The 23,744-nt window shown below is 65.4% G+C and carries 17 protein-coding genes; 6 read left to right on the plus strand and 11 right to left on the minus strand.

Annotated elements, in window-relative coordinates; all coding sequences use genetic code 11:
- Positions 1 to 167: 167 nt before the first annotated feature.
- The 5 genes from ASR47_RS09120 to ASR47_RS09140 all read left to right on the plus strand — a co-directional run bounded on the left by ASR47_RS09120 (position 168) and on the right by ASR47_RS09140 (position 7,828).
- Positions 168 to 2,576: a catalase gene (locus ASR47_RS09120; RefSeq protein WP_065307460.1), complete on the plus strand. Its 2,409-nt coding sequence runs from the start codon at positions 168 to 170 to the stop codon at positions 2,574 to 2,576.
- Positions 2,577 to 2,765: 189 nt separating this feature from the next.
- The gene (locus tag ASR47_RS09125; protein WP_174551160.1) at positions 2,766 to 4,460 is read left to right on the plus strand and encodes an MFS transporter; all 1,695 of its coding nucleotides are present in this window, start codon (positions 2,766 to 2,768) and stop codon (positions 4,458 to 4,460) included.
- Entirely contained in the window at positions 4,447 to 5,631 is a 1,185-nt protein-coding gene (locus ASR47_RS09130; protein WP_065307462.1) for an HlyD family secretion protein, read from the plus strand. The genes ASR47_RS09125 and ASR47_RS09130 overlap by 14 nt, the downstream gene beginning before the upstream one ends.
- Positions 5,628 to 7,013, plus strand: coding sequence for an efflux transporter outer membrane subunit (locus ASR47_RS09135; RefSeq protein ID WP_245714303.1), 1,386 nt, complete (start codon positions 5,628 to 5,630; stop codon positions 7,011 to 7,013). The genes ASR47_RS09130 and ASR47_RS09135 overlap by 4 nt, the downstream gene beginning before the upstream one ends.
- A 95-nt stretch (positions 7,014 to 7,108) precedes the next feature.
- Positions 7,109 to 7,828, plus strand: a complete 720-nt coding sequence (locus ASR47_RS09140) for a hypothetical protein (protein ID WP_342670535.1) — start codon at positions 7,109 to 7,111, stop codon at positions 7,826 to 7,828.
- A 74-nt stretch (positions 7,829 to 7,902) separates the two neighbouring features.
- On the opposite strand, the gene ASR47_RS09145 is transcribed toward ASR47_RS09140, so the two are convergent.
- The 11 genes from ASR47_RS09145 to ASR47_RS09195 form a co-directional block, all read right to left on the minus strand.
- Positions 7,903 to 8,877, minus strand: a complete 975-nt coding sequence (locus tag ASR47_RS09145) for a hypothetical protein (RefSeq protein ID WP_150127735.1) — start codon at positions 8,875 to 8,877, stop codon at positions 7,903 to 7,905.
- A 151-nt stretch (positions 8,878 to 9,028) separates the two neighbouring features.
- Complete coding sequence (locus ASR47_RS09150; RefSeq protein ID WP_065307465.1) at positions 9,029 to 12,151, minus strand: efflux RND transporter permease subunit; 3,123 nt, start codon at positions 12,149 to 12,151, stop codon at positions 9,029 to 9,031.
- Between the two features lie 9 nt (positions 12,152 to 12,160).
- Positions 12,161 to 13,324 carry an efflux RND transporter periplasmic adaptor subunit gene (locus ASR47_RS09155; RefSeq protein WP_065307466.1) on the minus strand — a complete coding sequence of 388 codons (1,164 nt, stop codon included), beginning with the start codon at positions 13,322 to 13,324 and terminating at the stop codon, positions 12,161 to 12,163.
- 30 nt (positions 13,325 to 13,354) lie between these two features.
- Positions 13,355 to 14,752: an efflux transporter outer membrane subunit gene (locus ASR47_RS09160; protein ID WP_065307467.1), complete on the minus strand. Its 1,398-nt coding sequence runs from the start codon at positions 14,750 to 14,752 to the stop codon at positions 13,355 to 13,357.
- A complete protein-coding gene (locus tag ASR47_RS09165) occupies positions 14,739 to 15,530 on the minus strand; it encodes a CerR family C-terminal domain-containing protein (RefSeq protein WP_082988830.1) in 792 nt (263 codons plus the stop codon). Before ASR47_RS09165 ends, ASR47_RS09160 begins: the two co-directional genes overlap by 14 nt.
- Before the next feature lie 248 nt (positions 15,531 to 15,778).
- A complete protein-coding gene (locus ASR47_RS09170; RefSeq protein ID WP_065307468.1) occupies positions 15,779 to 17,125 on the minus strand; it encodes a hybrid sensor histidine kinase/response regulator in 1,347 nt (448 codons plus the stop codon).
- A 141-nt stretch (positions 17,126 to 17,266) separates the two neighbouring features.
- The gene (locus tag ASR47_RS09175; protein ID WP_065307469.1) at positions 17,267 to 18,001 is read right to left on the minus strand and encodes a 2OG-Fe dioxygenase family protein; all 735 of its coding nucleotides are present in this window, start codon (positions 17,999 to 18,001) and stop codon (positions 17,267 to 17,269) included.
- Positions 18,002 to 18,216: 215 nt separating this feature from the next.
- The gene (locus tag ASR47_RS09180; RefSeq protein ID WP_065307470.1) at positions 18,217 to 18,705 is read right to left on the minus strand and encodes a DUF6702 family protein; all 489 of its coding nucleotides are present in this window, start codon (positions 18,703 to 18,705) and stop codon (positions 18,217 to 18,219) included.
- Positions 18,702 to 21,080, minus strand: a complete 2,379-nt coding sequence (locus tag ASR47_RS09185) for a M1 family metallopeptidase (RefSeq protein WP_065307593.1) — start codon at positions 21,078 to 21,080, stop codon at positions 18,702 to 18,704. The genes ASR47_RS09180 and ASR47_RS09185 overlap by 4 nt, the downstream gene beginning before the upstream one ends.
- Before the next feature lie 168 nt (positions 21,081 to 21,248).
- A complete protein-coding gene (locus ASR47_RS09190) occupies positions 21,249 to 21,698 on the minus strand; it encodes a MarR family winged helix-turn-helix transcriptional regulator (protein ID WP_065307471.1) in 450 nt (149 codons plus the stop codon).
- 40 nt (positions 21,699 to 21,738) lie between these two features.
- Entirely contained in the window at positions 21,739 to 22,617 is an 879-nt protein-coding gene (locus ASR47_RS09195) for an aldo/keto reductase family oxidoreductase (RefSeq protein WP_065307472.1), read from the minus strand.
- 112 nt (positions 22,618 to 22,729) lie between these two features.
- Between ASR47_RS09195 and ASR47_RS09200 the strand changes: the two genes are divergently transcribed.
- Positions 22,730 to 23,650 carry a LysR family transcriptional regulator gene (locus ASR47_RS09200; RefSeq protein WP_245714304.1) on the plus strand — a complete coding sequence of 307 codons (921 nt, stop codon included), beginning with the start codon at positions 22,730 to 22,732 and terminating at the stop codon, positions 23,648 to 23,650.
- Positions 23,651 to 23,744 lie beyond the last annotated feature (94 nt).

Raw genomic sequence — 23,744 nt, forward strand, 5'->3', positions numbered from 1 at the left:
CACTGACGCTGTCCAGACAGTGTCTGCCATGGGCGCTGGCCCGGTTTGCCTTGATGGCGTACCGGTCCGGCGCCCATTGCTTTTGAGCCCGCAATTCCTACCCGCTTGAAACTGTTGGTCTTGTTCATTGTTTTATCCGAGTTCCCTTTGATGTCCACAGGAGATATATGGCTACCAAACAAACCCCCCCATCGGTCGATGGCGCAGGTTCCGTGTTAAGCAGCTCGGGCGGTCCGTCCGACACCACCCCGCCGCAAAGCCTGGGCAGCAGCAATGATGCGGCCGCCACCCTGCTGCGCAAGGTCGCCGCCAGCCAGGCGCTGGCCGACGCCATGCCCGGCAATCCGAATGTCGCCGGCCAGTACGGCGCGGCGGCGCGCACGCCGCAAGAGGGCGTGCATGTGTCGGCCAGCGACCCTGCCGCCACCGGCAGCACCACCGGCGAAACCACGGCCTCGCCGAAAACCGGCAATGGCCAGCCTGCGCTGGGCGCCAATGCCGGCACGGCGCCGCTGGACCGCGTGCGCGCCGACGACAGCGGCCGCGTGCTGACCACCAACCAGGGCGTGCCGGTCGGTGACAACCAGAATTCCCTGAAAGCGGGCCTGCGCGGCTACACGCTGATGGAAGACTTCATTTTGCGTGAAAAAATCACGCATTTCGACCATGAGCGCATTCCCGAGCGCGTGGTCCATGCGCGCGGTTCGGCCGCCCATGGCTACTTCGAATGCTACAAGGAACAAAGCGACCTGACGCGCGCCTCGCTGTTTGCCAAGGCCGGCAAGCGCACGCCCGTGTTCGTGCGGTTTTCCACCGTGGCCGGCGAACGCGGTTCGACCGATACGGCGCGCGACGTGCGCGGCTTTGCCGTCAAGTTCTACACGGACGAAGGCAACTGGGACCTGGTCGGCAATAATATGCCGGTCTTCTTTATCCAGGACGCGATGAAGTTCCCGGACCTGGTGCACGCCGTTAAGCCCGAGCCGCACAACGGCATCCCGCAGGCGGCCAGCGCGCATGATACCTTCTGGGATTTCGCCTCGTTGATGCCGGAAATTACCCATATGCTGATGTGGGCCATGTCCGACCGCGCGATTCCGCGCAGTTATCGCACCATGCAGGGTTTCGGCGTGCACACCTTCCGCCTGGTTAATGCCGAAGGCAAATCCGTGTTCTGTAAATTCCACTGGTCGCCGATGGCCGGCACGCATTCGCTGGTATGGGACGAGGCCGTCAAGATCAGTGGCGCCGATTCCGATTTCCACCGCCGCGACCTGTGGGAAGCGATCGAAGCGGGCGCCTATCCCGAGTGGGAACTGGCGTTGCAGGTGTTTACGGAAGAGCAGGCCGAAGCGTTCGAATTCGACGTGCTCGATCCGACCAAGCTGATTCCCGAAGAAATGGTGCCATTGACACCGGTCGGCAAGATGGTGCTCAACCGCAATCCTGATAATTTCTTTGCCGAAACCGAACAGGTGGCGTTCTGTACCGCCCATATCGTGCCCGGCATCGATTTTTCCAACGATCCGCTGCTGCAAGGGCGTATCCACTCCTATGTGGACACGCAGATCAGCCGGCTCGGTGGCGCCAATTTCCACGAGATCCCGATCAATTCGCCGATCGCACCCCTGCACAACAACCAGCGCGACGGCATGCACCGCCAGGCCATCAACCGTGGCCGCGTGGCGTATGAGCCGAACTCGCTGGCCGGCGGCGCGCCGTTCCAGGCTGGCGGCCGCGGCTTCAACAGCTTTCCGCAAGCCGCGGATGGCGACAAGGTGCGCGGCAAGCCCGAGAAATTTGCCGAGCATTATGGCCAGGCGCGCCTGTTCTTTATCAGCCAGACGCCGCCCGAGCAGGACCATATTGTCAACGCCTTCCGCTTCGAGCTGACCAAGGTGCAGACCGTGGCCATTCGCAAGCGCATCGTGGCCATGCTGCGCAATGTCGATGAGACGCTGGCGCAGCGCGTGGCCGATGGGCTGGGCCTGGCCTTGCCGCCAGCCATGCCGACGCTGGACCTGGTGCCGATTCCCGACTACGCGCCGGCGCCGTCGCTGTCGCTGACACACCGTCCGGGCAGCACCGGCATCCATACCAGGCGCGTGGCCATCCTGGTCGGCCCTGGCGTGGACGCGGCGCAGGTGCGCGACATCTACGGCGCGCTGCTGGCCGACGGCGCCGTGCCGCGCCTGGTGGGCAGCGCCCTGGGCCCGGTCGACACCCAGGCCGGCGCACCGCTGGCTGTCGAAGTGACGCTGGAAACGGCACCGGGCGTGCTGTTCGACGCCGTCGTCATCCCCGACGGCGCAGCGGCCATCGAACAACTGAGCCTGGACGCCAACGCGCTCGACTTCGTGCGCCAGCAGTACCGCCACTGCAAGCCGCTGCTGGTGATCGACGCCGGCAAGGCCCTGCTCGACAAGGCCGGCGTGCCCTTGACCTTGCCGGACGGTAGCGCCGACCCGGCCATCATCATCGCCGCCGCCGGCGATGCAAAGGCGGTGGCGGCGTTCAAGCAGGCGCTGGCCGGGCAGCGTGCATATGCGCGCGAAACGGATCCGCCGCGTGTCTGATGATGGTTTGATCATTGTGTAGATGCAGCACCAGGGGCAGATCCATCGGATCTGCCCTTTTTCTTGCCTGGTTCGGCGTTTATACATTGAAAACAATAAAAATTCCCGGCGGTGATATGCTGCTGACTGTAGCGATTGGTGCCTCCGTGCAGCAATGAAACGCGCCAGCAACCCGATCACGATAGCCGCATGGACAAGTACACACCACGAACCTGGAATCCGGGAGAACGCCCGACCTTGCCCGGTTCGCCATCGACGCCCGAACATTCGACGCCGAAGCGCGTCGCGTACTTTATCGTCGGCCTGATCGTGGCGCTGACCGGTGGCCTGGGCAATGGCCTGGTGACGGCCAACATCCTCAATCTGCAAGGCGCGCTGGGCGCCTACGCCTACCAGATGCAGTGGCTGCCGGCCGCCTATGTGATGACGATAGTGTCGATGAATCTGCTGCTGGTGAAGTTTCGCCAGCAGTTCGGCCTGCGCCTGTTTACGGAAGCGTTCCTGATCCTGTACGCGCTGGTCACCTTTGCCCACCTGTATGCGAACACCCTGTCGTCGGCGATCGCGGTGCGCGCCGCGCATGGCATGGTCGGTGGCGCGCTGGGCGTGCTGGGCCTGTACTACACCTTGCAGGCCTTTCCTGCAAAGCACCGTTTGAAAGGCGTGGTGCTGGGCCTGGGCTTTGCCCAGCTGGCGCTGCCGCTGGCGCGCATCTTTACTTCGGAACTGCTGGAACTGGGCGAGTGGCATGGCCTGTACCTGTTCGAGCTGGGCATGTGTTTGCTGGCGCTGGGCTGCGTGCTGGCCCTGAAACTGCCGCCGGGCGACCGCATGCAGACGTTCGAGCCGCTCGACTTTCTGACCTTCATTTTGTTCGCGCCGGGGGTGGCGCTGCTGTGCGCGGTGCTGGCCCAGGGCCGCACGGCATGGTGGATGGACTCGCAGTGGGTGGGCGTGTGCCTGGCCGCGTCGATACTGCTGATCGTCACCGCGCTGGCCATCGAGCATAACCGCACGCGGCCGCTGCTCAATACGCGCTGGCTGTCGACCGGCAAGATCGCCAAGCTGTTCCTGTCGGTGCTGCTGTTTCGCATCGTGCTGTCCGAGTCGACCGGCGCGGTGGGCTTCCTGCAGGCGCTGGGCCTCAATACCGACCAGATGCAGAACCTGTTCGTTGTCGTGCTGCTGGGCAGCGTGGCGGGCCTGGTGGTCAGCGCCATCACCATCAATCCGGCCACCATCCACCGCTCGCTGATGTTCGCGCTGCTGCTGATCGCCGCCGGCGCCCTGATCGACGCGCACGCCACCAGCCAGACGCGGCCCGCCAATATGTACGTGAGCCAGTTTCTGCTGGCGTTTGGCGGCACGTATTTTCTCGGTCCCACCATGGTGGCCGGCATGGGCGCCGTGATCGCCGAGCCGCGCAACCTGGTCAGCTTTTCCGTGATGTTTACCATGACGCAGAACCTCGGCGGCCTGCTCGGTGCAGCCATCGTCGGCACCATCCAGACGGCGCGCGAAAAATACCATTCCAGCTACCTGGTCGAGCACCTGACCCTGCTCGACCCGAACGTGGCCGCGCGCGTGCAGTCCGGCGCCAATGCCTATGGCGGCGTGCTGACCGACCCGGTGCTGCGCAGCGCCGCCGGCGTGGCCCGCCTGGGCGCGGCCGCCACGCGCGAAGCCAATGTGCTGGCCTATAACGATGTGTTTTTGATGATCGCCGTGGTTGCCATCGTGACCTTCCTGTGGATGCTGGTCAGCCAATGCTGGACCAGCATCACCACCGGCGCGCGGCGCCTGGTCGGTCCCGTGCACGACGCGCAGACCGCCATGTCCATCGTCCCCATTACCAATTCGGAACCGAGCAATGACAGAAAATAACAACACGCCGCCACCCGCCACGACTGTGCCAACGCCGGCTCCCGCTCCAGCCCCTGCGCCTGCCGCCGCGCCGCCCGAGCGGCGCCTGCAATGGCTCTCGACCCTGGCCTTTGCCGCCGTCGCTTTGGTGGGCGTGCTGATCGTGCTGTATGCCTGGCGCTTGCCGCCCTTTACCAGCCCCATCGTCACCACCGAAAACGCCACCGTGCGCGGCCAGGTGACGGTGATCGGCACGCAGTTGTCGGGCTATGTGGTGGAAGTGAATGTACAGGACTTCATGGACGTGAAGGCAGGCCAGCTGCTGGTGCGCATCGACGACCGCATCTACCAGCAGCGCTACGAGCAGGCGCAGGCCCAGCTGGCCGCGCAGGAGGCGGCGCTGTCGAACTGGGCGCAGCAGCGCGCCAGCTCCGAAGCGGGCATCGCGGTCAGCCGCGCCGCGCTGGCGAACGCCGAAGCGCAGGCAAAAAAGGCCAGCGCCGACCTCAATCGCGTGGAACAGCTGGTGGCCGACGGCTCGCTGTCGCAGCGCGAGTTCGACCAGTCGCGCGCCACCCAGGCGCAGATGGCGGCGGCGCTGGCGCAGGCCAAGGCCAATGTCGACATTTCGCAGCAGAGCGTGCAATCGGTGGTGGTCAACAAGCAGGCGCTGGCCGCCGCCGTGGCCAATGCCGAAGCGGCCGTCAAGGCGGCCAAGATCGATCTCGATAACACGCGCATCGTCGCGCCATCGGACGGCCAGCTGGGCCAGGTGGCGGTGCGCCAGGGCGCGTTCGTCAACTCCGGCTCGCAGCTGATGGCCGTGGTGCCGCGCCAGCTGTGGGTGATCGCCAACTTCAAGGAAACGCAGATGAACGGCGTGCAGGAAGGGCAGAGCGCCACCTTCCACGTCGATGCGCTGGACGGCGCCGTGCTGACGGGCCAGGTCGAGCGCATTTCGCCGGCCACCGGTTCCGAGTTTTCCGTGCTGCCGGCAGATAACGCCACCGGCAACTACCTGAAGATCGCCCAGCGCATCCCCGTGCGCATCCGCATCGATGCGGGCCAGGCCAACGCGCGCCGGCTGGTGCCGGGCATGTCGGTGGTGGTCAGCGTCGACACCTCGGCCGTGCTGAACGATTCGGCCGACAATCCGGCGCCGCCGCCACCGCCGAAGAAAGCCAGGCCATGATGCGTCCGTCCCTCATCGTCACGGCTTTCGCCATGGCGCTGGCCGGTTGCGCGGCCAAGGCGCCGCCGCAACCGGCGTCAAACCTGCAGCTGCCGTCAAACTGGCGCGCGCAGGCCGCCGGCGTCGGCAGCGCCCCGGTCGAGCAGCTGTGGTGGCAGGCCTTTGGCGACCCGGTATTGAGCAATCTGGTGGCCAGCGCGCTGGCCCGCAATGGCGACCTGCGCGTGGCGCGCGCCCGCGTCGAGGAATACCGCGCGCGCCTGGCGCAGGCCGGCGCCAACCATGCGCCCACCCTGTCGTTCGACGGCTCGCCGACGCGCACCCGCACCCTGGCTTCGAACGGCGCGCCGTATGTGACCAATGTTTTCCAGGCCGAGCTGCAGGCCAGCTATGAAATCGATGTGTGGGGCCGGCTGGCCAAGCTGACCGACGCGGCCGGCGAGAGCTTTCGCGCCGAACAGGCCAGCGTCGATGCGGCGGCCCTGTCGATCGCCGCCAGCGTGGCCACGGCCTATCTGAACCTGCGCGGCCTGGACGCCCAGCTGGCGCTCACGCAGGCGACCCTGGCGCTGCGCGCGCAGTCGCGCGAGCTGGCCCGCAAGCAGTTCGAAGTGGGCTACAGCTCGCAGCTGGAGTGGCAGCAGGCGCAATCGGAATACCATGCGGCGGCCGAACTGGTGCCGCAGCTGCAGCGGCAGATCTTTGAACAGGAAAACGCGCTGGCGCTGCTGGTTGGCGGCAACCCCGGCCCGATCGCGCGCGGCCTGCCGCTGCAGGACTTGAGCGCGCCAGCGGTGCCGGCCGGCCTGCCGTCGGAACTGCTGCGCCGCCGCCCCGATATCGCGCGCGCCGAGCATAACCTGGCGGCCGCCAACGCCAGCCTGGCCGCCACCCGCGACCAGCTGCTGCCGTCGTTCAAGCTGACCGCCACCGGCGGCGGCCAGGCCACCACCCTGAGCGACTTTCTGCATGCGCCGACGGCCCTGTGGCGCCTGACGGCGCTGGCGGCCGGCCCGCTGTTCGACGGCGGCCGGGTGCAGGCGCAGACCGATATCGCCGGCGCCCAGCGCGACCAGTTGGTCTACACCTATGAAAACGTGGTGCGCAACGCCTTTGCCGAAACCGAGAACAGCCTGGGGGCCATCTACCGCTTGCGCCAGCAGGCGGTGGAAAACGCCGCGCGCCGCGCCACTTCCGCCGAAACACTGCGCATCGCCCACAACCGCTACCGCAACGGCTATGCGTCCTACCTGGAAGAACTCGATGCGCAGCGCAGCTTGTACAGCGCCGACGTCGGCTTGCTGCAGCTCAAGACGCGCATCCTGGTCGCCTCGGTCGACTTGTATCGTGCGATGGGTGGCGGCTGGCAGCCTGTTCCTTAAGTCTGCGGCCATGGCTGGCCGGCAACTGCCGGTGTAAGATCGGCTTTATTGATGACCAACGGAGAAAAAAGGGCATGGAAATTTTTGGCGTAGGCTTGCATATTCTGGTCGCACTATTTTTTGCGGTCCATGCGGTGCGCAATGGGCAACCGATCTACTGGCTGCTGATACTGTTCCTGTTCCCGCTGCTGGGCAGCCTGGTGTATTTCGTCGCCATCTTCCTGCCCAATTCGCGCCTGCCGCAAGGCGCGCGCAAGGTGGCATCAAAGGCGGTGCAGGTGCTCGATCCGCACCGCGAACTGCGCGAAGCGCGCGCCGCCTACGACTACACGCCGACGGCGCAAAACCAGATGCGCCTGGCCAGCGCGCAGCTGGAAGCAGGCGACCCGCAGGCGGCGGCCGGCACCTATGAAGCATGCCTGCAGGGCGCCTTTGCCTCGGACCTGGAAATTCGCATGGGCGCCGCGCGCGCTTACCTGGAATGCGAGCGCGGTGCGGAAGCGTTGACGCACCTGGAATTCATCCGCCGCAGCGATATTCACTTCCGTCCCGAGATCGTGTCCTTGCTGACGGCGCGCGCGCTGGCGCAAAGTGGACGCCAGGCCGAAGCCAAGGCGCAATTCGATGACGCGCTGACGCGCCACGGCAGCTTCGAGGCGCGCGCCGAATACGCGATCTGGGCGCTGCAGCAGGGCGATGCCATCTTGTCGGAACGCCTGTGCCAGGATATCGACAGCGCCATGCAGCGCTGGAACAGCCACACGCGCGAGATGTATGCGCCGTTGCTGGCGCGGCTGGAGGCAGCGCGGAAATGAACCCATGACCCCAGGCGCAAGGGCTGGGGTCAGACCCGGCGGGTCTGGCCCCGGTATTTGCCGTTGACGGTGTTTTATACCCCCGGCACGATATTCTTTCCCTCGACCAGCTTGTAGGTCTTGCCATCAAACGCATACCGCGCGCGTCCATTGAGCTGGGTGATCACGCGGGGCGGATCTTCGTTTTCCTTCACTTGTACACCGGGCTTGATTTTCTGCGAGGCGCCCGTGAAGTCGACCAGCAGGTCGTCATAGGCGCCGCCATCGCGTGCGGCCGCAAAATGCCAGTTGCCGTCGACTAACCAGCAATCCTGGGTCTCGGGGCCGCATGCGCCGTCATTGTCCGAGTGCAGGTCGATGCTGCCAGCGAGCTCGGTGACGGTGTCGGCGCCAAGCTCGAACAGCGCCAGCTGGGTAATGGTGTAGCCCTGGCCCGTGTAGCCGTTGCGGATTGCCATGCCCTGCTTGCCGGCGCCCAGCATCACCCAGTGCACATCGCCCAGCTGTCCGGACGAACCCAGGGCGGTGATATTTTCCAGCCGCGTCACCACCTGCCAGGCTTCGTCGCCAGGCTTGCCCTTGGGCGCCAGGTAGAACACATTGAGCAGGCCCGGCGAGGCGTGGCTGGACTCGGCCTGGCCTTCGGTATTGGCCGTTTCCGCATTGGCGACCAGGATGGCGCGCCCGTCCGGCAGCAGCTTGTGGCTGACGGCGCTGAGCACGTAACTGAGCTTGTCGGCCTTCGCTTCCTTGCTGTCCGGGTCGCGCAGGTCGGCCAGCGCGTCTTCGCTGCCGGGGCGGTAGTGCTTGCCGAAGATGGCCAGCATCATGGCCGCTTCGAGCTTCCTGTCGCGTGCGCGCGCTTCGGGCGTTCTCATCTCGTCGTTTTTGGCGACAGCCGGTGCGCTGGCGGCAGGCGCCTCGACCGGGGCGGCGGCCACAGGCGCTGGCACAGGAGCAGGCGCCGCCGGCGCGGTGGCGGTTTTATCGGAGCAGGCGCCCAGCAGCGAGCAGGCCAGCAGCAAGGCGAGGGGGGACGATACATTCATGGGTGGGGCCGATTGCGTCATTATCAATTGGCGCAGTATGCCAGATAGACAAAAGCGATGGCGCAGGGTCCAGGCCTGGCCATCGCTTCTCTTGACTTGCAGCGTCAACGATGTTGTCGGATTACGCGGCGCGGGGCGCCGCTAATGCGACCTACGCGTGTGGTTTATCGAGCGCCACCTTGCCTTCCATCTTCGGTGCCGGGTGGCGGCGCAGCTTGTCCCTGGCACGCTTGAGCAAGTGTTCCAGGTCGTCGATGTAGGTGAACACGGCCGGCACCACCAAGAGGCTCAACAAGGTCGAGGTGATCAGGCCGCCGATCACCGTGATCGCCATCGGCGAACGGAAGCTCGGGTCGGCCCCCCAGCCCAGCGCCAGCGGCATCATGCCGGCGCCCATCGCGATCGTCGTCATCAGGATCGGCCGGCTACGCTTGTGGCAGGCGTCGACCAGGGCGTCGAAACGGTCCATGCCCGCTTCGCGCGCCAGGATCGCATAGTCGACCAGCAGGATCGAGTTCTTGGTGACGATCCCCATCAGCATGATCAGGCCGATCATCGACGGCATCGACAGCGCGCTGCCGGTGATCAGCAGCGCGACAAAGGCGCCGCCGATCGACAGCGGCAGCGCCGCCAGAATCGTCACCGGCTGCATGAAGTCCTTGAACAGCAGCACCAGCACGCAGTAGATGCACAGCACGCCGATCAGCATGGCCAGGCCGAAGCTGGCAAACAGCGAGGCCATCTCCTGCGCGTCGCCCAGTTCGGCGATTTTGACGGACGCGGGCAGGTTCTTCATCGACGGCAGCGCGCGCGCTTCCTGGTTCAACTCCCCCAGGGTGCGCGAGCCGAGTTCCACGTCCAGGGTCACGTTGCGGCTGCGGTTCAAACGGTCGATCTGCGCCGGGCCGCTTTCCATGGTGACGGTGGCGACATTGGCCAGGCGCACCGGGCCGTTCTTGCCCGGTACCGTCAGGCGTTCGATGGCCGCCAGGTCGGCGCGCACGCTGTTGGGCAGCTTCACGCGGATCGGCACCTGGCGCTCGGGCAGGTTCATTTTCGTCAGGTCGGTGTCGTAGTCGCCGGCCGTGGCCACGCGCACGGTTTCGCCTATCGACGCCGCCGTCACGCCCAGGTCCGCCGCCTTCGCAAAGTCGGGCCGCACGATGATTTCCGGGCGCACCAGCGAGGCGCTGGAGTTGACGTTGCCGATGCCGTGCAGGCCGCGCAATTCGCGCTCGACCTTTTGCGCCGCCGCCATCAGGGCCACCGGGTCTTCCGAGCGCAGCACCAGCTGCATCTTGACGCCGGTGTCGGGCGGGCCGACCGTAAAGCGCGCGCCGGGGATGTTGTCGAGCTTGCTGCGCAGCTGCGACTCCAGGCCGGCCATCGATTCCTTGCGCTCGGTGCGGTGCACGGTGGTCAAGGTCAGCACGGCGCGCCGCGCTTCGGCCGCCGCGCCCGGCGCAAAGGCGTCGCCGCTGGAGCCGCCACCGATGGAGCTGAACACGCCCTTGATGCCGGGCACCTGCATGGCCGCATTGCGCGCCTGCGCCGCCACCGCCCGGGTTTCGGCCAGGGTGGAGCCGGGCGGCAGTTCCAGGTTGATCTGCGTTTGCGCGCGGTCGGCGGCCGGCACGAAGCCGGTCGGCAGCAGCGGCACGAGCATGATGGAGCCGACAAAGAACACCAGCGAGGCGATGGCCGTGATGCCGCGATGGTTCAAACACCAGCGCATGGTGTTCAGGTAGCGCGTCATCAGCCAGCCGTCCTGCTCTTCCTTGTGCGGCAGCGGTTTCAATATATACGCCGCCATCATGGGCGTGAGCAGCCGCGCCACCACCAGCGAGGCCAGCACCGCCAGCACGGCGGTCCAGCCGAACTGCTTGAAGAACAGGCCGGGGATGCCGCTCATGAAGGCCGTCGGCAGGAACACGGCCACCAGCGCGAACGTGGTGGCGATCACCGCCATGCCGATTTCATCGGCCGCCTCCATCGCCGCTTCCATCGGCGGCTTGCCCATGCGCAGGTGGCGCGAGATATTTTCGATTTCCACGATGGCGTCGTCGACCAGCACGCCGACCACCAGCGCCAGCGACAGCAGGGTCACGGTGTTGAGCGTATAGCCGAACCAGTAGATGCCGAGGAAAGCCGGCATCACCGACAGCGGCAGGGCGGCGGCGGCCACCAGGGTGGCGCGCCAGTCGCGCAGGAACCACCACACCACCAGCACGGCCAGCAGCGCGCCTTCGTACAGCAGCTCCATCGAACCGTCGAAGTTTTCCTCGACCGGGAAGGCGTTGTCGATCGACTGCCGGATCACCACGCTGGGGTTTTCCTTTTGCAGGTCGGCCACCGCGGCGCGCGCGCCATCGGCCACCGCCACTTCGCTGGCGCCCTTGGTGCGGAACACTTCAAAGGCGACCACGGTCTTGCCATCCTGCTCGGCCAGTGCGCGCGGCTCGGCGATCGTGTCGCGCACGTTCGCCACCTGGTCGAGGCGCACATGGCGCCCGTCCGGCAGCGGGATATCGACGCGCGACAGTTCCTCCGCCGTCTTCACGGTGGCGATGGTGCGCACCGACTGCTCGGCGCCGCTGACGTCGCCGCGTCCGCCCGGCGCCTCGCGCTGCACCAGGCGCAGCTGGCGCGACACGTCCAGCGCCGACACTTTCAGCGCCGCCATGCGCGCATCATCGAGCTCCACCTGGATCTCGCGGTACACGCCGCCCAGGCGCGTGACGGCGCCCACGCCGGGCACCGTCAGCAGCCGCTTGGCGACCGTGTTGTCGACATACCAGGACAGGTCGGGCGCGTCGAGCGGATTGTCGACGCCAGCCTTCGACATGGCGATAAAGGTCAGCACCACGCGCCCGGCGGTGGAGGCCTTGGTGACGGTGGGGTCGCGCAATTCGGCAGGCATGTCGGCCTTGACCCTGGCGACGGCGTCGCGCACGTCGTTGACGGCTTCGGCGATCTGCTTTTCCAGCACGAATTCGACCGTGACGGTGGCCACGCCGTCGAGCACCTTGGTGTAGATGTTTTTCACGCCTTGCAAGGTGGCGACCGAGTCTTCGATCTTGCGCGCCACCTCGGTTTCCAGCTGGGCTGGCGCGGCGCCCGGCAGCGAGGCGCTGACGGTGACGATGGGCAGTTCGATATCCGGGAAATCCTGCACCGGATTGGCTTTGTACGCCAGCAACCCGGCCAGGGTCAGCAGCGCGAACAGCATGATGGCCGGGATCGGATTCTTGATCGACAGGGAAGAGAAATTCATGGCCCGTCCTTATTTTTTTGCCGGCGTGGTGGCCGCGGCCGGGGCGGCGGCCGGGGTGGCGACATTGCGAACCAGATCGCCGTCGTTCAGGAAGCCGGCGCCATTGACGACGATGGTGGTGTCGGCCGTGATGCCCGAGACGATCTCGATGCGGTCCGCCAGGCGCCGGCCCGGCTGCACCTTGATCTGGCTGACGCGCTGGTCGGCATTCAGGCGAAACACATAGCTGAAGCCGTCGCGCACGGCGATCGCCTGCTGCGGCACCGTCAATGCGCCCGAGGTGCCCAGTTCGAACGCGCCGCTGGCATACATGCCGGCCTTGAACGGCGCATTGCCGGCGGCGGACGCCGGCAGGTCCACATACACCAGGGCCGAGCGCGTTTGCGGGTCGACCGTCGGCGCGATCATGCGCACCTTGCCCGTCAATACGCTGCCATTGGCGGCCTTCACTTCGGCCAGCGTGCCCGGTTTCAGATTGAGCAGTTCGGCCGCCGTCACTTCGGCGCGCCACTCCAGGCGGCCCTGGCGGATCATGCGGAACAGCTCCGTGCCGGCGCCCACCACCGAGCCGACGGTGGCCGAGCGCGACGAGATCACGCCGCTGTCGGGCGCGGTGACCTGCGTGTATTTCAGGCGCAACCGCTGTGCCGCCAGTTGCGCCTTGGCTGATGCGATGCGGGCGTTGGCCGTCTGTTCGGCCGTCAGATACTGGCTGATCTGCTGGGCGCTGATGGCGCCCGTGGTTTGCAGCGAGCGGGCGCGCGCGGCGTTGGCCGACGCTTCGGCGGCATTCGCTTCGGCTTCCAGCACCGCCGCTTTCGTTTGCGCCAGGTCGGCGTTGACGGTGTCGCTGGAGAACACTGCCAGCACCTGGCCGGCGCGCACCGCCTCGCCGACATTGACGCGCACGTCCGTCAGGCGCAGGCCGTTCGACTCGCTGCCGATAAGGGCTTCCTGCCAGGCGGCCACGTTGCCGTTGGCGCTCAGCTTGATCGGCAATTTGCTCGTTTGCGGCCTGGTGGTGGTGACCGTCAGGGCCGGCTTTTGCACGGCGTTCTTGTCTTTTTCATCGGCGGCGGTGGAGGGCGCCGAATACAGCGCCACGCCGGCGCCGGCCAGGACGCAACAGGCCGCGATGGCCACGGCAAGCGGTTTGAATGTCAGTGTTTTCATGTTCTGGTCCGTCAGATGGTATGCGGGGTATCAGGGAGCAATGGCGGCCTGGCTGGCGTTCCAGCCGCCGCCGGCGGCGCGGTACAGCGCCACCCAGGCGGCGCTGCGTTCGCGCTGCAGATTGACCACGGTGTTTTCGGCGGCCAGGCGCGTACGGCGCGCGTCCTCCAGTTCGATCAGGCTGGCCAGGCCATTCTTGTAGCGCTCTTCGGTCGCCACGAACGACAGGCGATAGCCTTCGAGCGCCGTCTGCGCATGGCTGCTGCGAGCGTCCGTGCTTTGCAGGTTCAGCAGCGCTTCTTCCACTTCGCGCACGGCCTGTCGCACGCCGGCGCGGTACTTGACGACGGCTTCGTCATAGCGCGCCACGGCGGCGTCGACCTGGGCGCGGCGGCGCCCGCCGTCGAAGATGGGCAGGGTTACGGCCAGCGGGCCGATGCTCCAGGTGCTGCCGGTGATGCTCTGGCCGCCGGCGCGGATATTGCCCTTGCCGATGGACCCGGCCAGGCTCAAGCGCGGATAGCGCTGGGCTTTCGCGCCGCTCACTTCAAAGCTGGCGGCCGCCACTTCGCGCTCGGCGCTGAAGATGTCGGGCCGCTGCGCCAGCGTCTGTGCCGGCAAGTTACTGATTGCCACCGGCGCCGGCGCCACCAGCGGCGTGGCGGCCAGTCTGGCGCGCAAGGTGTCCTCCGGCATGGCCGACAGGGCCATCAGCGCCTGCACGCCCACGTCGCACACAGCCCGCTGTTCGATGGCGCGGCTGGCGCCTTCGGCGGCGCTGGCGCGCGCCAGCGCGGCATTGGCCGGCGCCTGGAAGCCGGCGTCGGCGCTCAGTTGCGTCAGGCGCGCCGAGTCGCTGCGCGAGGCGGCGTCCTGCTCGGCCACGCTTTGCAGTGCGCGGCAGGCGCGCAGGCTGTAGTACTGGTTCGCCACTTCGGCCGCCACCGACACGCGTGCGTCGTGCCAGCCGGCCTGCGCGCTGTCATAGCGCTCCTGGGCGGCGTCGCGGTTGGCGCGGTTGGCGCCAAACACGTCGATTTCCCACGAGGCCTGCAGCGCCGCCTGCGAGGTGGTGCCGCCCGGCTGGGCGGACTGCTGGCTGGTGCGCACCACGCTGCCGGTGGCGTCGAGCACGGGTCCGAGCGCCGCGCCGCTGGCCACGCGGTCGGCGCGCGACTGCACGATGCGGGTGCGGGCGGTGGCTATCGTCGGGCTCACCTGCTGGGCGTCGGTGATCAGTTCGGCCAGCAGGGCGTCGCCCTGCCGCTGCCACCAGCCGGCCAGGTCGGCCACATTGCCGTTGTGCGGCAGCGGCGCATGCCAGTTGGCGGGGGCGCTTGCCGCCACGGAGGCCGGCGGCCCCTGCACGGCGCAGCCGGCCAGCGCCAGCATCATGCTGGCGGCCAGGGCGTATTCAGACTTCCTCATGCTGGTCCTTTTGCGGTATCGATGGTTGAAATGGAGTGACGGGGTGCAGGCGGGTGCGTTCGACTTCGGCCATGGCCAGCCCATAATCGACCATGCGCGATAGCCAGGTGTCGGCGGCCTGCGGCGTGGCCATCAGCTGCGGGCGCAGCACGTGGACCACTTCGGCGCCGACCATATGCTGCAGCGCAAGCGAGGCGATCGAAAAGGCCAGCCGGTGCATGTCGTCGCTATCGGCGTCGGCGCCCAGGTGGCGCGCCAGCACGCGCGCGAACGCCTCGTGTTCGGGGCGGATATTCTGCTCGATCTCGCGCGCCCACAAGCCGGTGGGTTCCAGCATTTCGCGGCACCACAGGCGCATGACGTCGCGCGCCCGTTCGCCCTGCTGCATCGGCGCGAGCATCTGCGCATAAAACCCCTGCAGCGTCTGGCGCAGGGTGAAGTGGGGCTGGTCGAACAGGGCGATATTGCCGAGCGGGTCGCTCGACTGTTCGGCAAAGGCGGCGCGGTACAGGCCGGCCTTGTCGCCAAAATAATAGCTGATGGCGGCCGCATTGGCGCCGGCCGCCTGCGCCAGTTCGCGCGTGGAGGTGCGGGCATAACCCTGTTCGGCAAACAGGCGGATGGCGCTGCGCAGCAGGCGCTCGCGCGACTGCTCGCCGTCGGAACGCGGCTTGCGCGCCACGCAATGGCCGAACAGATTGCGCCAGCCCGGCTGGCAGGGCGGCTCGTCATCGGCCGGCGCTGTGGATGCTGGCGGTGGGGAAGAAGGTTTTCTCATGCCGGGAATTTAATCACATAACTAAAACAAATGATATAACTTAATCGTTTGATTCACTTATGGAATTCCGGGCAAAAAAAAGCCCGCGAACCTTGCGGCGCGGGCTGAATCCAAATGTTCGGAGAACGACTTGGAGGAGACAAGTACACTATAGCGCTAAAAATGGTGCAGTGCAATACCGTAGAACTACGGTGACGATTCGACCATGTTATCGAAACGCTTGTATTGCGCTGCACACATGGGCGCCATCAGTTGCGCAGCGCCAGTGTAAAAGTGCTGCCTTGTCCATAGTCGCTGTTGAAGAACAGGGCGCCGCCGATGGCGTTGGCCAGGTTCTGGCACAGGTACAGGCCCAGGCCTGCGCCTTCGGCATGGCGGGTGGAGGTCGAATCGAGCTGCGAGAAGGCCTGGAACAGCTTGGCCTGGTCTTCCTCCTTGATGCCCGCGCCGCTGTCGGTGATGCTCATTTCGGTCACGCGCGCGCCGTCTTCCTCGCGCTGGGCCAGGCGGATGCGCACGCTGCCCTGTTCCGTGAACTTGATGGCGTTGTTGAGCAGGTTGATCAGGATTTGCGTCAGCGCGCGGCGGTCGGTGTCGATCACCACCGCATGCGCTCCCGCATCGACTTCCAGCGTCAGGCCCTTTTGCTGGGCCAGCGGACGCAGGGTTTCGGCCACTTCCGCGATCAGATCGTGGCAGGGCACGGGCTCGATCGACAAGGTCAGCTTGCCGGCCTCGATCTTGGCCACGTCGAGGATATCGTTGATCAATGACAGCAGATGGCGCGCGCTGGCGCGGATGGTGGTCAGCTGTTTGTCCTGGTCGACCGTCAGCGGCCCCGGCAGCTTCATCAGCAGCGCACCCGTGAAGCCGATGATGGCGTTGAGGGGCGTGCGCAGCTCGTGCGACATATTGGCGATAAAGGCCGACTTCATGCGGCTCGCTTCGGCCAGTTCCAGGTTCTTCAGGGCGATTTCGCGGTTGGTCGTTTCCAGTTCGGCCGCATGGTGGGCCAGACGCATGTTCAGTTCGATCACCTGGCGTTCGCGCGCCTGCAGCTCGCCATTGACCTGCACCGCCTGTTCATAGGTCGAGATCAACAGGTCGAGGATCTGCTGGCGCTCGGCATTGATGAAATGCTTCTGGTCGCCCAGGTACAGCGCGATGCCGATTTCGACGTTCTGGTTCTTGCGCAGCTTCTGGTTCATCAGCATGTGGCTGATGCGGTTGAGCAGATAGTCTTCCGCATACGGCTTGCGGATGAAATTGTCGGCGCCGCACTCGATGCCGCGGATGATGTCTTTCGGGTCGTTGAGCGAGGTGACCAGGATTACCGGGATATCGCGCAGGGTCGGATCGGCCTTGATGGCGCGGCACAGGTCGTAGCCGTTCATTTCAGGCATAACGATATCGGACAGCACCAGGTGCGGCTTGCGCTCGCGGATGGCGGCCAGGGCCAGCTGGCCGTTGGCGGCCACGCGCGCGTTGTAGTGCAGCGACTGTATCAGGCGGCGCAAGCGCTCGGCCTGGGTCGGGCTGTCTTCGACGATCAGGATTTCGATTTCGTCGGGCTTGATCTGGTTGTTGGAGTCCACGGACCTCTCCTCGCTTCTAGGTATTTGAATGCCGGACACGATCAGCGGCCAGTATGGATATCCTGTGACTATATCGGATTTGGCGGGTTAAAAGTAACTTCAAAGTAACTATTTTGGTCATCCGCGCAGGCTGTCCGTGTCTCAGTTTTCACCCTGGAATTGCCCGGCGCGGTAGGTCAGCACCAGCGTGTCGCGATGGCCCGCTTCGCCGACTGGCTGGATCGGCGTCGATTCGTGGATCACGGCAGCGTCGTCGAGCAGCAGCAGCGACCATGGTTCGCTGAGGGTAAATCGCTTGCCGTTGGGGCCATCGGCTTCGAAGATGCGCGTCTCGCCACCCTTGATGGACTGGCGGTTGATCAGCAGCACGGCGACGAAATCGACGCCGTCGCGGTGCGCGCCTTCCGGCGTGGGGCGGCCGATGCCGTCGGTGGTGTCGATGCGGAACTGGTGCGCCTCGATGTACCAGGGCTGGTCTCCCTTGACCTGCGAGCACACGCCGCCCAGAGCGACGATCAGCTGGCGCCAGGCCGGCTGCGCGGCAACGGCGGCGTCCACTGGCTCGAACAGGCGGTGCATGCCGCCATGCAGGGCGTTGTATTCGACCGGCTGCCAGTGCGCGCGGTGCGGCGTCTGCGCCAGCGCGGCGCCGTTCTGCACGAAGCAGGAATGGCGCCGGCGGCGATAGCGGCCGCCATCCTTCAGGTAGTTGTCGAGCGCGAGGTCATCCCAGCTCGGTTCGAGCGCGCGCAGTGCCGCCAGGGGGCAGCCGGCCAGCGCCGCCACGTCCTGCGGACGCAGCACGGCATAGCCATCGTTGCGCAGGGCGCTGGCAAGGTGGGACGGGTCGTTGAAGATCGGTGCGGCAGTGCTCATGTCGGTGCCGGCCGCGGGGCGGCCGTTATCAGGTTGTCCAGGCAGGCATTCTAATACCTGGACGCACATCGTGTGGCGGGTGAGAGGCATTTCTTGATATGGGGGAGAGCATGCGTAGGTCGGATTAGGCGGGGCCGCCGAGGCCGCAGGCCGTAATCCGACAACATTGTTGGCGCCGAAGGTGTTGTCGGATTACGCGCAAGCGCTAATCCGACCTACTTGACAGGCAATTCCACATTTTTCTGGTCAAAGAACAGCGTCTGTATCTTCGCGCCGTCCTGCACGTTGAGGGTGTTGCGCTGGCCGGGCAAGAAGTCGCTGAGCAGGGCGTTGTGGATGCGCGCGCCGCTGGCCAGGCGCGTGCGTTCGATTTCCTGGAAGATCACCACATTGTCGGCATTGACCTTGATGCCGACCCAGTCCAGGCGCAAGCGCCTGCCGTTGGCGCCGATAATATAAAACTGCTTTTCCACGTAGCGGCGCAGCGCCGCCTCGCTGTCCTTCTGGCCCAGGTCGACCTGGCGCTGGTAGAGCTGGGTCAGCAGCGCCTCGACGTCGTGGCCGGTGTAGGTGTGGACGATCTCCGTGCTGCCGCTGGACGGGTTGTAGCTGATGTCGGCGATGCCCATATGGTAGTTATGGGCGAAGGCGGCGCCGCTGGCCAGGGCCAGCAGCGCCGTCACGCAGTAACGCCGCAGCTTCATGCCTCGCCGTCCTTGCCGCCAGCCGCGCCCTTGTTTTTCAACGGCGTATTAAAGTCGCGCATCAGGTTTTCCCTGGGCGACTTCTCGCTCTTGAACAGCTCCAGGCGCGACGGCGTGATTCTGCGCGGCCAGCTGTTGTTGCTGGTGTCGATGTCGGCCGTTTCCCAGTACGGGTCCTGCACCAGGCCGACCATCGGCTCGTCCGTGATGACGACCTTGGTGATTCTCTTCGGCGAGTAGCGCCATACTTCGGCCGGCACGCGCTCGATGTATTTCCTGCCGCTTTTCAGTTCGATCTCGAGGATCAAGGGCATCACCATGCCGCCCAGGTTGGACAGGTCGACCAGGTACAAGTGCTTGCCCTGTTTCAGCAGTTCCTTTTCCCACGGTTCCAGGCCGGCGATCGCTTCGGCATAGGCGTTGCGGTCCTTGTTGGTGACGGTGTAGTCGTCGTGCTGGTTGTAGAAATCCCTCAGCTCCGGGTGCGCGTCGACCCGGCGCGCCATGCCCTTGTTGGCGCGCTCGGTCACGGACTCCGGCTGGGCCGCCTTCTGCGATTTTTTCCAGGCTTTTTCGGTTTCCGGATTCTTGCTGCTCACGCCATATTCGCTGATGCCGTCGATGCTGATGTCGACCGCATCGGTGGTGTAGAACCAGCCGCGCCAGAACCAGTCGAGATCCGTGCCGGAAGCGTCTTCCATGGTGCGGAAAAAGTCGGCCGGCGTGGGACGCTTGAACTTCCAGCGCTGCGCATATTCCTTGAAGGCGTAGTCGAACAGCTCGCGCCCCAGAATGGTTTCACGCAGGATGTTCAGGCCCGCCGCCGGCTTGGCGTAGGCGTTGTTGCCGAACTGCAGCAGGGACTCCGAATTGGTCATGATCGGCACCTGGTCGCGGCTACGCATGTAGTCGACGATCTCGCGCGGCTCGCCCCGCGAGGCCGGGTAGTTTTCTTCCCACGCCTGCTGCGCCAGGTATTGCACGAAGGTGTTCAGGCCTTCGTCCATCCAGGTCCACTGGCGCTCGTCCGAGTTGATGATCATCGGGTAGTAGTTGTGGCCCACTTCATGGATGATCACGCCGATCAGGCCATATTTGGTACGCTTCGAATAGGTCAGCTCGCCGGTCTTCTTGTCCTTCACCGGGCGCGGGCCGTTGAACGAGATCATCGGGTATTCCATGCCGCCCACCGGGCCATTGACGGAGATCGCCGTCGGATACGGGTAGTCGATGCTGTACTTGTTGTACTGCTCGATGGTGTGCACGATGGCTTGCGTGCTGTATTTTTCCCACAGCGGATTGCCTTCCTTCGGATAGTAGGACATGGCCATCACGTCGCTGCCGCCTTTTTTGTAGCCCTGCGCATCCCAGATGAACTTGCGGCTCGACGCCCAGGCAAAGTCGCGCACATTGGCCGCCTTGAAGTGCCAGGTCTTCTGCGCGCGGCTGACCGATTTTTCGGCCGCTTCGGCTTCCTTCTGCGTGACGATGATCACCGGCTTGTCGCTGCCGCGGGCCTGCTCCAGGCGCGCGCGCTGGGCCGGCGTGAGCACCTCCTGCGGATTTTGCAGTGCGCCCGTGGAAGCGACGATATGGTCGGCCGGCACGGTCAGCTGCACGTCGTAGTCGCCAAATTCCAGCGTGAATTCGCCCGAGCCCAGGAACTGCTTGTGCTGCCAGCCGGCCGCGTCGTAATAGGCGGCCATGCGCGGGAACCACTGCGCCACCTCGAACAGGGCGTTCTTGTCTTCTTCAAAATATTCAAAGCCGGCGCGCCCGCCCAGCACCTTCTGCTCGTTGATGCGGTAGTCCCACTCGATCTGGAAGACGAAATCCTGGCCCGGTTTCAAAGGCTGGGGCAGGTCGATGCGCATCATGGTGCGGTTGATGACGTGTTTCAGGCTCTGGCCGTCCGCGCCCTTCAATGCGCGGATATTGAAGCCGCCCTGGAAGTCGCCGCGCGCCAGGATGCCGCGCAGGCCTTCGAATTTCATGGTGTCTTCACCCATGGTTTTGGCCCAGGCCTGGCGCGAGGGCGCGGTGGCCATGCGGCGCGCGTCGGAGTCCGGCTTGTAGATGTTCTGGTCCAGCTGCACCCACAGGTAGCCGAGGGTGTCGGGCGACTGGTTATGGTAGGTGACGGTGCCGCTGCCGGTGATGGTGCGCCTGGCTTCGTCGAGCGTGGCGCGGATGGTGTAGTCGGCGCGCTGCTGCCAGTAGGCGTGGCCCGGCGCGCCGGAGGCGGTGCGGTAGGTGTTCGGGGTGGGCAGCACTTCTTCGAGCTGGCGGAACTTGTCGTCGAAGGGTTCGGCGGCCAAGGCGGAAACGGTAAAGCAAAAAGCCAGGCAGGCCGCGGAGCCGGAAAGAATGCGCATGTTCACCCTGATATTGTTGTAAAGAAATAGTGGCGACTATTCTATATCCGGGGCGGCCTGTTGCTTGTATCGATTTGTAATAAAAAAAGGCGAATATCGCGCCAGCTTTTGCCATGCGCGGTACTCGCCACGTTTCACTTTATTTTGCTCGGGAAAACCGGCGATTTACTAACTTTTCATCAGGCTGGCACGCAGCTGGTCCAGTTGTTGTTTCATATCTACAACTTGGGCCACGCTGCACTGGCTGGCCGTCAGGATGGCTTCGGGCAGCAACGCCGCCTGCTCGCGCAGTTCGCTGCCGGCCGGGGTCAGCGTAATGATGACCTGGCGCTCGTCGCTGACGGCGCGCGCGCGGTTCAGCAGGCTCGCCTGCTCCATGCGCTTGAGCAGGGGCGTGAGGGTGGCCGAGTCGAGGAACAGGCGCTCGCCCACCTCGGACACGCTGAGGCCGTCGCGTTCCCACAACACCATCATCACCAGGTATTGCGAATACGTCAGCCCCAGCTTGCGCAGCAGCTTGCGGTACAGCTTGTTCATGGCAAGCGAGGTCGAGTACAGCGCAAAGCATAGCTGGCTGTCCAGGCGTGGCACCTGGTGCAGGGGGTTGTTGGTATCCATGCACACAGTATATATAGTGCGCTACTTAGTTGCAATCGATTTACAAGCGATTTGCAAGCGACTCCAGTGCTGTCAAGGCTTGCGCATCGAGCCTGAGCGCGCCAGCCGCCACGTTTTCGCGCAAATGCGCCACCGACGAGGTGCCGGGAATCACCAGCACATTCGGTGCGCGCTGCAGCAGCCAGGCCAGCGCCACCTGCATCGGCGTCGCCTGCAGGCGGGCCGCCACCTGGTTCAGGGTATCGGACTGCAGCGGCGAAAAGCCGCCCAGGGGAAAGAACGGCACATAGGCGATGCCTTGCGCGGCCAGCGTGTCGATCATCGCGTCGTCGCCGCGGTGCGCCAGGTTGTACTGGTTCTGCACGCAGACGATAGTCGTGATGGCCTGCGCTTCGGCCACTTGCGCCGCATCGACATTGGACAGGCCGATATGGCGCAGCAGTCCTTCCCGCTGCAGCTGCACCAGCGCCGCCAGCGGTTCGGCCAGCGCGGAGCCGTCCGGGCCGGCGATGCCCGGTGCGCGCAGGTTGACCACGTCGAGCACATCGAGGCCCAGGTTGCGCAGGTTGTCGTGCACGGCGTCGCGCAGCTGCTGTGGCGAGGCGGCCGGCAGCCATGACTGGTCGGCGCCGCGCACGAAGCCGATCTTGGTGACGATGGCAAGACCATCGCGATAAGGGTGCAGCGCTTCGCGGATGATCTGGTTGGTGATGTGCGGGCCGTAAAAATCCGAAGTGTCGATATGGTTGATGCCGAGCTCAATCGCCTCGCGCAGCACCGCCAAGGCGCTGGCGCGGTCTTTTGGCGGCCCCCACACGTGCGGACCGGCCAGTTGCATGGCGCCGTAGCCGATCCGGTTGAAAACGAGGCCGCTTGCGGCGGGCGTGAACTGGTCATGCGATGGCTGGTAGGTGGTCATGGCGGCTCCTGTGGGGTGATGGGATGTGATGGCAACCATGGTAGCCCCGATGGCGCTGTGTGATAATCGGGGCAATCGCGCACAGGCTGTGCGCATTTACGCACAATCCATCATGACTCCCTCCACACCTTCCATGGCCGACCTGGCCACCTTTGCCCAGGTGGCCCAGCACCAGGGTTTTCGCCAGGCGGCGCGCCTGTCGGGCCAGTCGGCGTCGGCCATGAGCGAGGCGGTGCGCCGGCTGGAGCAGCAACTGGGCATCCGCCTGCTGCTGCGCACCACGCGCAGCGTCACGCCGACAGAAGCTGGTGCGCTGCTGCTGTCGCGCTTGCGGCCTGCCTTGAACGAGGTGGCCGGCGCGCTCGACGTGCTGAACGATTTGCGCGACAGCCCGCGCGGCAGCCTGCGCCTGAACGTGCCGGTCAACGCGGCGCGCTTCTTCTTGCAGCCGATGGTGGACCAGTTCCTGCGCGCCTACCCGCACATCGTGGTCGAACTGGTGGTCGATAATAATTTCGTCGATATCGTCGCCAGCGGCTGCGACGCCGGCATCCGCTACGGCGAGCGGCTGGAACAGGACATGATCGCCATTCCGATCGGCCCGCGCACCCAGCGTTTTGCGGTGGCGGGAGCGCCTTCCTACCTGGCGCGGCGCGGCGTGCCCACGCATCCGCGCGATCTGCTGCAACATGCCTGCCTGCTGGGGAAATTCCTGAGCGGCGCGATTCCGCCGTGGGAGTTCGAGCGCGACGGGCAGGCCATCAACGTGGCGCCCGGCGGTCCCCTGATCGTCACGCCGACGGCCGCCGACATGGCGGTCAGCATGGCCGTCGCCGGCCATGGCCTGGTGTATCTGTTTGAAGAATGGCTGCAGCCGTATATCGATGCGGGCCAATTGCAGCCGGTACTGCAGGACTGGGCGAAGCCGTTTCCCGGGCCGTTTATATACTATCCAGGCCGGCGCCATTTGCCGGCGCCGCTGCGCGCGTTTATCGATTTCGTGCAGGCCAATTTTGCTCAACCGATGGTTTAGAACACCTATCAAAACCGTAGCGAGCGGCAGTGAGTTGCGGCTGAGAAGCGGAGCTGTGCGAATGCACAGTGAGCATCGGAGGCCGCAAATCGCG

Source organism: Janthinobacterium psychrotolerans, from assembly GCF_001677885.1.
GTDB lineage: Bacteria > Pseudomonadota > Gammaproteobacteria > Burkholderiales > Burkholderiaceae_D > Janthinobacterium > Janthinobacterium psychrotolerans.